The following is a 14330-nucleotide window of genomic DNA, read 5'->3' as shown; positions in this document are numbered from 1 at the left end:
CGATACCTCCTAAGTTTGATCTCAGATATCTTCCAGTGCTTTATGCACAATACTGTCATCTGCCAAGTAGGGCAGGGTGATATGGTCCTGACCCTCGTACAGTTTATTGTATTCAGCGATTGTTGACAGCGAATTGGGATTTCCGGCCCAGCCACGACGGGCAACCCCCACCATAACATCCCAAGGCATAGACATCTTTAAAATCTGGTCTACCCGCTCGGAGCCGTCCAGCACCATACCAAAGCCGCCGTTGATGGACTTGCTCACACCAACACCGCCGCCGTTGTGCAGGGCAATCAGACTCATGCCGCGGGCAGCATTTCCAGCGTAGCACTGGGTGGCCATATCGGCCATGATATTGGAGCCATCCTTAATATTGGAAGTCTCACGGAAGGGAGAGTCGGTACCACCGGTATCATGATGGTCGCGGCCCAGCATAACGGGCCCGATCTCGCCCTTGCGGACCATCTCATTGAACTTCAGGGCAATGTTCATACGGCCCATGGCGTCGGAGTACAGTATCCGGCATTGCGTGCCTACTACCATCTTGTTCTTTTTCGCATCACGCAGCCATATGTAGTTGTCGTGATCCTGATAGCGGCGGTTGTGTGCCCTGATGTACTCGGCGGCAGCCATATCGGTCTTATCCAGATCTTCTTCCTTCCGGGACAGACAGCACCAGCGGAAAGGACCATAGCCATAGTCAAACAGGAAGGGGCCGAGGATATCTTCCACATAGGAGGGGAATACGAAGCCGTCCAAGTCATTCTCGCCGTTCTTGCAAATCTTCTCGGCAGGCACGCCGGCGTCGTACACCGACTTCAGGAATGCATTTCCATAGTCGAAGAAATAGGTTCCCTTCTCGTGGAATTTGCAGATCATCTCATAGTGATGCTTCAGGGACTTGTCAACCAGCTTGGCGAAGCCTTCGGGGTCCTTGTCCAGCATCTCAGTACGCTGTTCGAAGGTCAATCCCTGCGGGCAGTATCCGCCGTCGTACGCCATGTGGCAGGAGGTCTGGTCGCTCATTAGATCCACATGGATATTCTTCTCATACAGGTACTCCAACAGGTCCACCACGTTGCCGTGATAGGCGATGGCGTAGGGTTCCTTGGCAGCCAGCTTCTGCTGAGTCATTTTCAGGACCTCATCCAAGTTGTCGGACTTCGCACTCACCCAGCCCTGGTTGTAACGGGTCATGATCCGGGACAGGTCCACCTCAGCAATGATGGAAACGGCACCTGCGATCTCTGCAGCCTTGCCCTGGGCACCGCTCATACCGCCCAGACCGGCGGACACGAACAGGCGGCCGGCCAGGTTCCCGTCCTCGGGGATACCCAATTTGGTGCGCCCCGCACCCAGCAGGGTGTTAAAGGTGCCATGCACGATGCCCTGGGGACCGATGTACATCCAGCCTCCGGCGGTCATCTGGCCGTAGTTGGCAACCCCGATGGCTGCCGCACGGTTGAAGTTTTTCTGGTCATCATACATGCCGATCATCAGGCCGTTGCTGATAATACAGCGGGGAGCCAGCTTATGGCTGTGGAACAGGCCCAGAGGATGGCCGGACATCACAACCAAAGTCTGCTCGTCCGTCATGATCTCCAGGTACTTCTTGATCAGACGGTACTGCATCCAGTTCTGGCACACCTGTCCGGACTCGCCGTAGGTCACCAGTTCATAGGGGTACAGCGCCACCTCGAAGTCCAGGTTGTTGTCAATCATCACCTGGAACGCTTTGCCCTCGATGCAGTTGCCTTTATATTCGTCGATGGGCTTGCCGTACAGCTTTCCCTCCGGCCGGAAACGGTATCCATAGATACGGCCGTGTTCCTCCAGTTCCTGGGCAAACTCCTTTGCCATCTGCTCATGATGATCAGGATGGATATAGCGCAGGGCGTTCTTAATGGCCAGTATCTTGTCGGCCTCAGTCAGATGGGATTCACGGCGGGGGGCACGGCGGTAGCCCTCTTCAAAAGCGGGATATTCAGGCAGTTCATAGTCCAAGTGAATGGTCATGCACTTGTCCATGTCAAGATGTGCTGGGGTCATAATGGTTCTCCTTTCTTCTTCAAATATGTGTCAGCAAGATGTCTAGTTTTTAATCCTTTTTCTCGCCTTGATATATTGAATTCTAACAGATAAGTGTTATAATAAAAAGTACTTAATTCGTATATTTGTTATATAAAGAAGGTATGCCACTATGAACTTCAGGCAATTGGAGTATTTTACTACTGCGGCAAGGTTAAAAAGTATCTCGAAGGCCGCTCAGGAGCTCCATGTGGCCCAGCCACCTGTGAGCCGCCAAATCGCACTTTTAGAGGACGAACTGGGAGTATGCCTTTTCCTGCGTACAAACAAGGGAATAGAACTGACCGAAGCAGGGCAGAGCCTCTATGTCCAAAGCAAGCATATCTTCCAAAGCATACACACCATGATCGACAGTGTGCGGGACATTGACCAGGGGCTGCGGGGCTGCTTGAAACTTGGATCGATCTATTCCACTATTTCTTTCACCTTGGATTTTCTAAAGAAATATCATGCGGAATACCCCAATGTAGAGTACTACATCCGCATGGGAACTCCCGGGGATCTTTTGAAAGATCTGAGCAATGGCGATCTTCACGTGATATTTCTCCGGGGGACTACAAGTGAAATCTCCGGCTCATGGGAACGCATACTCGGTGAAGAAACACTGGAAGTCATTTTGACAGAGAGCCTAGATCCTGCACCCGGACTGGATTATATTCCTATCGAGCGTCTTCGAGATGTCCCAATGTGCCTGCTGCGCAGCGATGACCTTTGGAGCTACAACAATTACCTTATTAATGAGTGTCAGCGCAATGGTTTCTCTCCCAATGTCGTCTGCCAGTGTTATGATACCCCCATGGCTCTTCAGATGGTACAGTCTGGATTTGGAATTAGTTTTTTGCCTCCGGCACTTGTGAATATAATCGGCTCACATGAGCTTTACTCGAAGCCGATCCGGGGCATAACCGCAAAATCATATCCTACTATGATGTGGAACAGCAGTGTCATGTACTCTGGCTGTGTCAAACGCTTTATTGACATGTTCGGACAATAGGACCTCAGTGACTGACTAATAGAACTGTTCATATCCAATGGTCTCCTGAGTCGACTTTAAACCAACCAAGTGAGTCAGATATTTATTCACTTTTCACTGGTGTACCTCAAGTTTCAAATAAGAATGGGGCGGCCGCAAAACACGGCCGCCCCATTCTTATTTGAAACTATGTCAGTATATATATTTTTGATATTACCCATCCCAATTTCTGCACCCTTGTTTTATACATAGAGCTGATATTTCTTCTGATCTTATGAGATAAATCGTAGCATACCAAAATTTTTATACCTTCCCCAGCAAAAAATAAGGGAGCCGGACCAACGCCGACTCCCTATATCGTTTGATTATTTTAGGGCAAACATCCCCTATTAGACCGCATTTGCGATCATCCCCCAATATAACACTTGGGTGCCTTCGCCAGCCTAATCAGTCAGCTCTCTCATCACACTCCCCCACATCCCGTGTGGTATTTTCGGCAAGTGTGGTAATACTGTGGCAACACAGAAAATCATGTCATTTTAGTACAATTTAGCACCGGCAGGAATCGCATCATCTAACATAAGCAAATTCAACCCTTCGTGTCCGTCATACTCGTACACAGCAGAGATCAGCATTCCCTCAGACGGAATTCCCATCATCATTCTAGTGGGCAAATTCGTGATTGCAACGCAGGTTTTACCCACCAATTCTTCAGGAGTATAATAAGTGTGAATGCCACTTAAAATAGTCCGTTTGCGCTCAGTTCCGTCATTTAATGTGAACTTCAGTAACTTTTTAGACTTTTCGACCGCTTCACAGGATTCGATTTTCACCACACGAAAATCGGATTTTGCAAAAGTTTCAAAATCCACAAACTCCTCAAACAAAGGTTCAATCTTCACCTTTGAAAGATCAATGCGTGCGCTATTTGTGGACACATTACGAGTTACAACAGCTTGATTTTCCCCTTCACTCTTCGTGTTCGCACCATCATTTTTTTCCAGGGGCTTCATCGTGGGGAACAAAATGACCTCCCGGATGGAGTCGCTGTTGGTAAGCAGCATGACACAGCGGTCGATGCCGATGCCCAGACCGCCCGTGGGAGGCATACCGTACTCCAGGGCGGTGAGGAAGTCCTCGTCCATCATGCCGGCTTCGTCATCTCCCTTATCCCGCAGCTCCACCTGCTTCTGGAAGCGGCCCCGCTGGTCGATGGGGTCGTTGAGCTCGGAGAAGGCGTTGCCCATCTCACTGTGGCAGATGAACAGCTCGAACCGCTCGGTGAGCCGGGGGTCCTTGGGGGACCGCTTGGCCAGTGGGGACACATCCACCGGATGCATGGTGATGAAGGTAGGCTGGATCAGCTTCTCCTCCACCTTCTGATCAAAGCACTCATACAGGGCGTTGCCCCAGGTCTTGTCCGCGGTCTCGGGCAGCTCCACGCCGATGGACTTGGCGGCGGCCACCGCCTCCTCGTCACTGTTGATGGCCATGAAGTCGATGCCGCAGTACTGCTTCACCGCCTCATGCATAGGCATGCGGGGCCATCCGGGAGTCAGGTCGATCTGCTCCCCCTGCCACTCCACCTGATAGGTGCCCAGGATCTTCTGGGCGGCGGAGGAGAGCAGGTCCTCGAACAGATCCATCATGTCGTTGAAATCGGCGTAGGCCTGGTAGAGCTCCACGGTGGTGAACTCTGGATTGTGCTTCGGGTCCATGCCCTCATTGCGGAAAATGCGACCGATCTCATACACCCGGTCCAGACCGCCCACAATGAGACGCTTCAGGGGCAGCTCGGTGGCGATGCGCATGAACATGTCGATGTCCAGGGTGTTGTGGTGGGTGATGAAGGGACGGGCAGTGGCGCCGCCGGAGATGGTGTTCAGGACGGGGGTCTCCACCTCCATATAGCCCCGGCCGTCCAGGAAGTCCCGCACATGCTTGATGAACTGGGAGCGGATGATGAAGTTGCGCTTCACCTCCGGGTTGACGATCAGGTCCACATATCGCTGGCGGTAGCGCAGCTCGGTGTTGGTCAGGCCGTGAAATTTCTCCGGCAGGGGCAGAAGGGACTTGGACAGCAGGGTCACCGCCTCCACCCGGATGGACATCTCCCCCCGCTGGGTGCGGAACACGATGCCCTTCACTCCCACGATGTCGCCGATATCCAGCTTCTTGAAGCGGTCGTACTCCTCCCCATCCATCTCGTCCCGGCGGGCATAGAGCTGGATGCGGCCCGACTTGTCCTGCAGGTCGCAGAAGGACACCTTGCCCATGCCCCGCTTGGACATGAGCCGCCCGGCCAGCGAGACTTGGCTGCCCTCCATGGCGTCAAAATCCGCCTTGATGGCGGCGCTGTCGTGGGTGACCTCATATTTGGTGATCTGGAAGGGGTCACGCCCCCCCCCCTGGAGCTCCTTCAGCTTGTCCCGGCGGATCTGGAGCAGCTGGGACAGGTTCTGCTCCTGGTTCTTCTCTTCAGCCATGTTGTCTCTCTCCTATCTCTGTGGATGGCGGGGCGCTCAGCGCTGCTCCACCTTCAGCAGCTTGTACTCGATGCGTCCGGCGGGGGCGTCCACCACCACTTGGTCTCCCTCGCTCTTGCCCAGCAGGGCCTTGCCGAAGGGGGAGTCCTCCGAGATGGCCCCGTTCATGGGGTCGGCCTCCTGAGAGCCCACGATCTTGTACACCATAGTCTCGTCGAATTCCTCGTCCAGCACGGTGACCGTGGAGCCCAGGCGGACAGAGCTGCCGTCAGAGGGCTCCTCCTCGATGACCACATAGTTGGACAGGATCTCCTCGATCTCAGCCATGCGGGAGTAAAGCTTGCCCTGCTCGTTCTTGGCCTCATCGTACTCGCTGTTCTCAGACAGGTCTCCGAAAGAGCGGGCCTCCTTGATCAGCTCGGCCACTTCCTTCTCCCGAACTGTCTTCAGATAATTCATCTCGTCCTGAAGCTCTTTCAGGCGCTGGGGGCTGAGTTTATATTCCTTTGCCATGACTCGTTGCACACCTTTCAGACCGCTCTCCGGGGCGGCCCCGGGGCGGATGATCGTTCCAGAATATGAAAATGGGTATATGGATGCAGTATGTGCTATTATAGTGTTTTCGGCTCCGTCTGTCAAGTAAATTCTAGGTCAGTGCGCTCCAAACGCCCTGTCTCCCACAGGATCTCCAGCAGGGGCAGCCACTGGCCCTCCTTCTGCCGCTCTAAGCCGGGGACCGACACCGCCAGCCCCGCCAGATCCGCTTCCGGCCCAAACAGGGAGAGGACCGCCTGCCCCGCCTCCTCCGCCCGGGGATCGAAGCGGATGGCCGCCTGGACGCCGTCCCAGTCCGGCCGCAGGGCCACACCGTACTGTCGGTGGAGGTAGCGTTCCAGCTCCCCTCCGCCCGTCTGTACGGAGAGGCACAAATCCCGCACCCTGGGGCACAGCTCCTCCGCCGCCCGGACCAGATCCCGCTCCGCCCGGCTCCCCCGCAGGGCCACCGCCGCCCGCAACGGGTCCTCCCCTTGGCGGCGCAGCAGCGCCAGAGCCATAGGGGCGGCGCAGGACCGGAGCAGGGGCAGGGGGTCCACAGGGCGCAGGCCGGCCCGGCTCAGCTCCTCCCAGAAGGGGAAATCCTCCGGCACCAGCACCCGTGCCGCCCCCTGCCGGGCCAGCCGCCGGGCCGCCCGTCCCGCCCGTCTGCGGGCCCAGAACCCCTCCGGGTCCAGCGCCACTCGGAGCACCGGCACCCCATGGAGCGGGGCCCGGACCACCTTAGTCCCCTTCCCGTCCCTCTGGTACACCACCTGTCCCAGCACGCCCCTCACCTCCCCCACAGCATATGCCGCCGCCGTCCCCGCCTATGCCTCCGGGCACTGAGAAAGGCGGCGGGTCTACCCCCGCCGCCTGAGATTGTCGAAAAAGTGGCAAAGCCACTTTTTCGAGAAAGATGCAGTCTGCCGCGCGTAGGGTTTGACCGCCTGCGGCGGACAACCCTCACATTTGCAGCCTGAGCAGTGTTTTCCCCGATGCACAGGTCGCCGGGGAAAACGGATCTAAACTGGGTTCGCGCCTGCGGGCGCGAACTCTGCGAGGCTTTTTCCACAAGCTGAGGCGGCGGGCCTGTGCCCGCCGCCTGAAGTCTCTGTCTGTGTCCCCTATTTTTCCCAGGGGACGTCATTTTTCTTGGTCTGGGGCGTCCTGTGCTCCAGCAGGCGGCGGGCGGCCTCCCGCTCCTCCTCGCAGTGATTGCTCCAGGTCTCCCCGTCCGCGATCTTCTGCAGGCGCTTCTCGCTGTACGAGGCATAGTCTTTCATGGCTATCTGGACCCGTTCCTCCCGCTGCTGTTCCAGCCGCTCCTCATGTCTCCGGGCTCTCTCTGCCTTCTCCCGCTCCTCCTCCTGGCGGCGGGCCACCCATTCCTCCTCCGCGCAGAAGCGCAGGGCCCGGCAGCGGCCGCAGGAAAACAGCTCCACCGGGATGGCTCCCTCTGCCCAAGCGTTGGCATCCCGTCCGAACAGAAAACCGTCGCTTACAGCTCCAGTTCGGAGGTATTCCATCCCCAGGCTTTGAAAGATCCCGCCGCAGGGACACCGCATCTCTTCCATGCCGCGCTCCCCTCTCTCAGCTCACAGTGTAGCTCACGCTCTTGCCACTGGCCCGCAGTGTAAAGGTGGAACCTCTAAAATAGTTCAGGGGGTCCTGACGCTGTCCGTTCAGACGTACCTCAAAGTGGAGGTGGTTTCCGGTGGAGGAACCGGTGGTCCCCACCAGGCCGATGGTCTGTCCCTGGGTCACCTTATCTCCCTCACTGACCAGCCGCTTGCTCATATGGGCGTAGAGGGTGCTCTCTCCGTTGGCATGGCTGATGACCACATAGTTGCCGTAGGAGCTGTTGTAGGTGGAAGTAAGGACTACGCCGCTCTTGGCGGCCCAGATGTCCGTTCCGCCGGCGGCGGCGATATCCACTCCGGTGTGGTTGTTGGGCCGCCCGGTGACCGGGTGCGTACGGCTGCCAAACAGGGAGGTAATGGTGGTGGCATAGCTGGGCCACTTGAAGCCCTTTTCACTGACGATGGTCACGCCCTGGGCAGCCAGCTGGGCCTGGAGCTCCCGCTCTTTCCGGGCGATCTCGTTGTCCATGGCCTTGGCCGCCGCCTGGAGCTTGGCCTCCATGGCCTCCAACTCGTCCTCCTGGCTGCTGATCTGACTGATGAGGGCGTCTACCTCCGCCTGCTGGCTCTTCAGCCTGGCTTTGGCGTCCGCCTGTTTCTGCCGGGCCTCCTCCTGGGCGGTGCGGGCCTCCTCCAGCTCCGCCTTCTCCTGCTCGATCTGGGCCTGGGTGGCCAGCAGCTCGTCCATGATGGCATTGTCATAGGCCATGATCTCCTCCACCATCATGAAGCGGTCCAGCATGTCAGAGAAATCCTCCGCGTTAAAGAGGATGGCCCAATAGGAGACCTCCCCCTCCTCCTCCATATAGCGCACCCGCTCACAGAAGAGCTGATACTGCTCCGCCTCCTGCTGCTCCAGCTGAGCCAGTTCGTCCTCCTTCTGGGAGATCAGCTCGTCATATTTGGCGATCTGTGCGTCGATGTTGTTGATCTCCGACTGGATCACGTTGATCTGCTGCTCCAGCAGGCTCTTCTGTTCCAATGCCTCATCCTTGTCGGCGGCGATGGCGTTTAACTGGGCCTGGATCTCCTTTTGCTGCTGCTCCAGCTCGCCGGCGCTCTCCTTCAGCGCATCGATCTCCGCCTGAGTCACGGCGGAGGCCGGCATGGACACCGCCCCTGGCAGAGCCAGCAGAAAGGAGGCGGAAAAGAGGACCACCAGCGCCAGGCTGATGGCGGGGATAGCGCGTCTTTTCATGGGCCGCCTCCCCTCAGTGGACGAAAATATTGGCTACGATGGGCAGCAGCATCAGCAGGGCCATGATCCCTGCCAGCACTGCCATCACGATCCTCTGTGTCTTTTTTCTCATACCTGCTTCTCCTTATCTCATACCTGAAGGAACTTCCGGATGGCCACCACCGAGCCGCCCACACCGATCACCAGTCCCACGCCGCAGAAGACCAGCACGATGTTCCCCGCCATGGAGGCGTAGGACAGAACGGTGATCAGGCTCAGGCCGTTGGTCTGGAGGATCAGCCGGGAGACCGCCTCATACAGCCCCCATTGGATGAAGAAAGCCACCAGGGCGCCTGTAAGGCCCAGGATCATGCCCTCCACCACAAAGGGCCAGCGGATGAAGCCGTTGGTCGCACCGCACATCTTCATGATGGCGATCTCCTCCCTGCGATAGAAGGTGGCCAGCTTGATGGTGTTGGCGATGATGAACAGGGACACCACCACCAGCATGGCCACCAGCACAGCCGCCACGCCGGTGGCGATGTTGCGCACCATGACGAAGCCCTGGGCGATCTCAATGGCCGCCTGGGTATGGGCCACTCCCCGGACAGCCTCCACCTGAGACACGGTGGCCGCCATCTGCTCGATATCCTTGACATGGATCTCGAACCGATCCCGGAGCACCTCGGGGGGCAGGCTGTCCATCAAATCGTTCTGCTCCCGCCCTGCCTTAAAATCCTCCAATGCCTCCGCCCTTGTGACAAAGGTGACCTGGGACACATTGGGGACAGCCTCGATTTTCGGCTGAAGGGCCCGGGCCTGCTCCTCCGAGTAGCTGTCGTCAATGTAGGCCAGGAACAGATTCTCGTCCTCCAGGTCCCCCAGCATGTGGTCCAGGTTGACCGCCAGCAGGGTGAAGGAACCCATGATCAGCAGGCAGGCCACGATCATGCACACAGCGGCAAAAGACATGAAGCCGTGGGTGAAGATAGAGTGGAAGCCCTCGCTGAGATAGTATTTTCCGTTAAATCGTCTCGCCATTGTTGTAATACCCGCCTGTCTCGTCGCTGATGATCCGTCCGTTCTCGATGGCGACGACTCGTTTGGAGAACCGGTTGACCAGGGATTTCTCGTGGGTGACCACCAGCAGAGTGGTACCCAGCTCGTTGATGCGCTCCAGCAGCATCATGATCTCCAGGGATCGCTGGGGGTCCAGGTTCCCCGTGGGCTCGTCGGCGATGATCATGCTGGGATTGTTGACCAGAGCCCGGGCGATGGCCACCCGCTGCTGCTCGCCGCCGGACAGCTCCCCCGGATACTGGTCCGCCTTCTTCTCCAGACCCACCAGCTCCAGCACATAGGGGATGCGCCGGCGCAGCTCCCGGGTGGAGGTGCCGATGGCCCGCATGGCAAAGGACAGGTTCTCATACACCGTCTTTTTCTCAATGAGCCGGAAGTCCTGGAAAATGATGCCCAGCGTCCGCCGCATGTAGGGCACCTGTCCCGGACGGATGTTGTTCATGTTGTAGCCGTTCACCATCAGCCGCCCCTCTGTGGTGGCGATCTCCCCGGTGATCAGCTTGATGATGGTGGACTTCCCGGAGCCGGATGGCCCCACCAGAAAGACGAACTCCCCGTCGTCGATCCGCATGGAGACCCCTTTCAGCGCCTTGGTCCCGTTGTCGTATTCTTTATATACATCGATGAACCGTATCATGTGTCCCTCCGCCAGACGGCCGCCACTCCCCCAAGTCGTGCCTTTGGCACGCTCTCTCCCAGGGGCGGGCGGCTGATGCGCTTTTCTCAAAGTGTATCACAGTTTGTGTGTTATGTAAATGGATTTTTGCGGCCATTTTGTCGCTTCCGCTCCTATATTGTAGCGGCGCCGCCCCGGAACGGCAACCCCTCCCAGAAAAAAATTTTGGCATTTTGCTCCTCCAAATTTTTCCTCCTCTCACAAAAAATCAACGCCCCCGCGCCGGACCCGGCGCGGGGGCGTGCTGTTCTTCGGTTCAGGATTCGATTCCCCGGGAAATGAGGTACTTCTTGACCATCAGCGCCACCTTGAAGGTAATGGCATCATCGAACTCCCGCAGGTCCAGGCCGGTGAGCTTCTTGATCTTCTCCAGCCGGTACACCAGGGTATTGCGGTGGACGAACAGCTTCCGGGCAGTCTCGGACACGTTCAGGTTGTTTTCAAAGAACTTGTTGATGGTGAGCAGAGTCTCCTGGTCCAAAGCGTCGATGGGGTTCTTCTTAAAGACCTCCTGGAGGAACATCTGGCACAGGATGGTAGGCAGCTGATAGATCAGCCGGCCGATGCCCAGGTTCTCATAGTTGATGACCGTCTTCTCGGTGTCGAACACCTTGCCCACGTCGATGGCTACGCCGGCCTCCTTATAGGCCCGGGCCAGGTCCCGGATGTGGTTGACCACGGTGCCGATTCCAATGACCACCTTGATGCCCAGTTCCTGGTTCACCGCGGTAGAGATCTGCTTGGCGATCTTCTGGAGCTCCTTGGCATCCGCCCCCTCGGGCAGCTGCTTGATCAGGGCCACGTCTGTCTCATTGATGGAGATGACAAAGTCTGTCTGCTTGTCCGGGAACAGGTTCTGGATCACATCGATGGTGCTCACATCCGCCTGCCCCAGCTGGCGCACCAGGAAAGCTGCCCGGGGCACCTCAGAGACAAAGTGCAGCTCCTTAGCCTGGGTATAGATGTCCCCCAGCAGGATATTGTCCGAGATGATGTTTTTCACAAAGGTGGCTTTATCGTGCTTCTCCTCATAAGAGGTCTTGGCTCCGTTGAAGGCCACCACCGCCATGGCGCACAGGGCCGCGCTCTCCGGGTCCTCCCCCTGGACAAAAGCGGCGTAATCGAACTGAGCACCCCAGCCGGCCAGCGGCTTGAAGGTCTTCCCCTCATACCGGGTGATCCCGTTATCGGCGGCATTGATGGCCGCCACCGCGCCGGACCAATGCTCACCGATACTGGTGAGCTCACTGCATGCCACGACGATGCCGTCCGCGTCAATGACACCCACCACCCGGTCGATGCCGTCCTTCATCTGGAGTACGACTCCCTGGAACATCCTGCTGGACACATTGATCCCTCCCATGTGTTACTTGTACACTACGCCTATTATAACGGTTCCCCCCCGGTTTTGGCAAGAGGTTTTGCATAATTTTTTGTTCAAAACGCCGAAAAACCTGGATCTCCCGCTGTTCCCCGCCGCAGCAGCGCCTTCTCCTCCCCTGTCAGCGGCCGCCACTCCCCCGGCGCCAGCGCCGGGTCCAGGGCGATGGGCCCCATGGACAGGCGCTTCAGATAGACCACCGGCTTCCCCCGGGCGGCCAGCATCCGCTTCACCTGGTGATATTTCCCCTCCCGCAGGGTGACATGACACTGGGAGCCGTCCCCCAGCGGCTCCAGCTCCGCGGGCAGACAGTGCAGCCCGTCCCCCAGCACCATCCCCGCCGCCAGGGCCTCAGCGTCCGTCCGGTCCAGCCGCCCCTCCACCTTGGCGTAGTACACCTTGTCCACGTGGTTTTTGGGGGAGAGCAGGGCGTGGCCGAGGGGACCGTCATCAGTGAGGAGCAGGAGCCCCTCGGTATCCTTGTCCAGCCGCCCCACCGGGAAGAGCCCCCGGCGGCGCAGGTGCTCCGGCAGCAGGTCCAGCACTGTCTTCTGCCGCCGGTCCTCCGTGGCGGACAGGAGGCCCGCCGGCTTGTGGAGCATCAGATAGACGAAAGGGGCGCAGTCCACCCGCTCTCCGTCCACAGTGAGGCCGGCCGCTTCGGGCTCACACTTCTCCTCCGGCCGCCGGGCAGGGACGCCGTCCACCCTCACCCGCCCCTGGCGGATCAGTTCCTTCACCTCCCGGCGGGACCACCGCCCCGTGGAGGAGAGCAGCTTGTCCAGACGCTCCTGTGCCATACTTGTCCTCCTGTTCCTCCGCCCCCTCCTGCCTGCCGGCCGTCTCCGCGCTCCTGTCCGGACTTTATGAGGGCAGGCATAAATTTGTCCCGCCCCTCATAGACATGAGTAGAAACCAAGGCGTTGGAAGGAGAATGCGCTGTGATAATCCTGACTGCAAAACTGCCCCGCCACCGAAAGCTGACCATCGGGGTGGCCGTGGCCGCCCTGGCCTGCTGCGCCGCCCTGGTGCTGACCCTGGGCGGCGGCCCCGCCCGGGAGGCGTCCGCCTCTGCCGTCCCCAGCCCAAAGGGGGTCAAGAGCAACGAGGACCGGGTGGCCTACCTCCAGTCCTACGGCTGGGAGGTCAGTGCCGAGCCCCTGGCCACCGAGGAGCTGCTCATCCCCAAGGAGATGGATGCGAGCTATGACGACTATCTGGCCCTGCAAAGCGGGCAGGGCTTCGACCTGTCCAAATATGCCGGCAAGCGGGTGAAGCGCTACACCTACGAGATCACCAACTACCCCACCGGTGAGACCGGCATCCTGGCCAATCTGCTGATCTACAAAAACACGGTGATCGGGGGCGAGGTCCTCTCTCCCCAGCTGGACGGCTTTCTCCACGGGCTGGCCATGCCCTGAAGGCCCCGTGGACGGGGCGCCCGGCTGGTCTGAGGGCTCACTTCTCCAGCAGGTGGACGTTTAGATGATCGTAGGTCATCTGAATCCCGTGGCGCTGGAAGGCGGGGCGCACCCCTTCCATAACGCCGTAATACACGTCCCAGTAGTCCCCCGCAGCGGTCCACACCCGCACCACATATTCGATGCTGCTGGCACCGTACTTGGAGATCCAGATGGAAGGGGCCGGGTCCTCCAGGATCTGCGGGAACTGGGCCAGCACCTCCCCCAGCGCCTGCTTCACCGTCTCAGTCGGCGCATCGTAGGAGGCGGAGAAGGTCAGCTCCACCCGCCGCTTGCCCAGCTTGGTATAGTTGATGATCTTGGCCGCCGCCACCTGGCTGTTGGGGATAAAGATCTCCTTGTTGTCCACGGTGGCCAGGGTGCTGTACGCCAGGCCGATGGAGATGACCGTGCCCCCCACCCCGTCCGCCTCCACATAGTCCCCCACCTCGAAGGGCTTGGACACCAGGATCATGATGCCCCCCGCCAGGTTGGAGAGGGTGTTCTGGAGCGCCAGGGAGATAGCCAGGCCGGCCACGCTGAGCAGGGCGATCATGGAGGCCACCGGGATGCCAAGGGAGTCCGCCACCACCAGGACCAGGAGGAACCACAGGGCGATCCGCACCACAGAGCGGATATAGCCCCCCACTGACCCCAGGTTCTGAGATCTGGACAGCATCCGGTCCACGATCCGCAGAAGGACCCGGATCACCACGACCCCCGCCAGAATGAGCAGGGCAGTGCGGAACAGGGCGCTCAGGTCCAGGGCATTCAGCTTCAGCCCTTCCAGCACGCCGGAGACCAGTTCTTCGGTAGACATGGCAGTTTT

The 14330-nt window shown here is 58.6% G+C and carries 13 protein-coding genes; 2 read left to right on the top strand and 11 right to left on the bottom strand.

The genetic code is table 11. The annotated features are described in order from the left end of the window. Positions 1–21: 21 nt before the first annotated feature. Positions 22–2052 carry a urocanate hydratase gene (locus L9O85_RS05150; RefSeq protein WP_050624450.1) on the bottom strand — a complete coding sequence of 677 codons (2031 nt, stop codon included), beginning with the start codon at positions 2050–2052 and terminating at the stop codon, positions 22–24. Between the two features lie 151 nt (positions 2053–2203). Here L9O85_RS05150 and L9O85_RS05145 point away from each other — a divergent pair, with 151 nt between their 5' ends. Then, positions 2204–3085 (top strand): LysR family transcriptional regulator, encoded by an 882-nt coding sequence (locus L9O85_RS05145; protein ID WP_108982063.1) that lies wholly within the window; start codon positions 2204–2206, stop codon positions 3083–3085. Between the two features lie 518 nt (positions 3086–3603). On the opposite strand, the gene lysS is transcribed toward L9O85_RS05145, so the two are convergent. The 9 genes from lysS to L9O85_RS05100 form a co-directional block, all read right to left on the bottom strand. After that, the gene (lysS, locus tag L9O85_RS05140) at positions 3604–5550 is read right to left on the bottom strand and encodes a lysine--tRNA ligase (RefSeq protein WP_276757102.1); all 1947 of its coding nucleotides are present in this window, start codon (positions 5548–5550) and stop codon (positions 3604–3606) included. A gap of 36 nt (positions 5551–5586) precedes the next feature. After that, positions 5587–6063, bottom strand: a complete 477-nt coding sequence (gene greA, locus L9O85_RS05135; RefSeq protein WP_050624127.1) for a transcription elongation factor GreA — start codon at positions 6061–6063, stop codon at positions 5587–5589. A gap of 122 nt (positions 6064–6185) precedes the next feature. Continuing rightward, a complete protein-coding gene (locus L9O85_RS05130) occupies positions 6186–6872 on the bottom strand; it encodes a hypothetical protein (RefSeq protein WP_301579777.1) in 687 nt (228 codons plus the stop codon). A gap of 339 nt (positions 6873–7211) precedes the next feature. After that, complete coding sequence (locus L9O85_RS05125; protein WP_050624125.1) at positions 7212–7661, bottom strand: hypothetical protein; 450 nt, start codon at positions 7659–7661, stop codon at positions 7212–7214. Between the two features lie 16 nt (positions 7662–7677). Continuing rightward, the gene (locus L9O85_RS05120) at positions 7678–8925 is read right to left on the bottom strand and encodes a murein hydrolase activator EnvC family protein (RefSeq protein WP_050624124.1); all 1248 of its coding nucleotides are present in this window, start codon (positions 8923–8925) and stop codon (positions 7678–7680) included. 129 nt (positions 8926–9054) lie between these two features. Next, complete coding sequence (gene ftsX, locus L9O85_RS05115; protein ID WP_050624123.1) at positions 9055–9945, bottom strand: permease-like cell division protein FtsX; 891 nt, start codon at positions 9943–9945, stop codon at positions 9055–9057. Then, a complete protein-coding gene (gene ftsE / locus L9O85_RS05110; RefSeq protein ID WP_050624122.1) occupies positions 9929–10621 on the bottom strand; it encodes a cell division ATP-binding protein FtsE in 693 nt (230 codons plus the stop codon). Before ftsE ends, ftsX begins: the two co-directional genes overlap by 17 nt. 295 nt (positions 10622–10916) lie before the next feature. Beyond that, positions 10917–12008, bottom strand: coding sequence for a PucR family transcriptional regulator (locus L9O85_RS05105; RefSeq protein ID WP_050624121.1), 1092 nt, complete (start codon positions 12006–12008; stop codon positions 10917–10919). Between the two features lie 89 nt (positions 12009–12097). Then, positions 12098–12841, bottom strand: a complete 744-nt coding sequence (locus L9O85_RS05100; RefSeq protein ID WP_301579775.1) for a pseudouridine synthase — start codon at positions 12839–12841, stop codon at positions 12098–12100. A 141-nt stretch (positions 12842–12982) separates the two neighbouring features. Here L9O85_RS05100 and L9O85_RS05095 point away from each other — a divergent pair, with 141 nt between their 5' ends. After that, entirely contained in the window at positions 12983–13462 is a 480-nt protein-coding gene (locus L9O85_RS05095; RefSeq protein WP_050624119.1) for a DUF4830 domain-containing protein, read from the top strand. A gap of 37 nt (positions 13463–13499) precedes the next feature. Here the strand turns inward: L9O85_RS05095 and L9O85_RS05090 are convergent, their stop codons facing one another. Further along, complete coding sequence (locus L9O85_RS05090) at positions 13500–14321, bottom strand: mechanosensitive ion channel family protein (protein ID WP_108982067.1); 822 nt, start codon at positions 14319–14321, stop codon at positions 13500–13502. Between the last annotated feature and the right edge of the window lie 9 nt (positions 14322–14330).

The organism is Lawsonibacter asaccharolyticus, from assembly GCF_022453915.1.
GTDB classification, from domain to species: Bacteria; Bacillota; Clostridia; order Oscillospirales; family Oscillospiraceae; genus Lawsonibacter; species Lawsonibacter asaccharolyticus.
The sequence above is the reverse complement of the archived record's forward strand: the minus strand, read 5'-3'. Positions and strand labels throughout refer to the sequence as shown.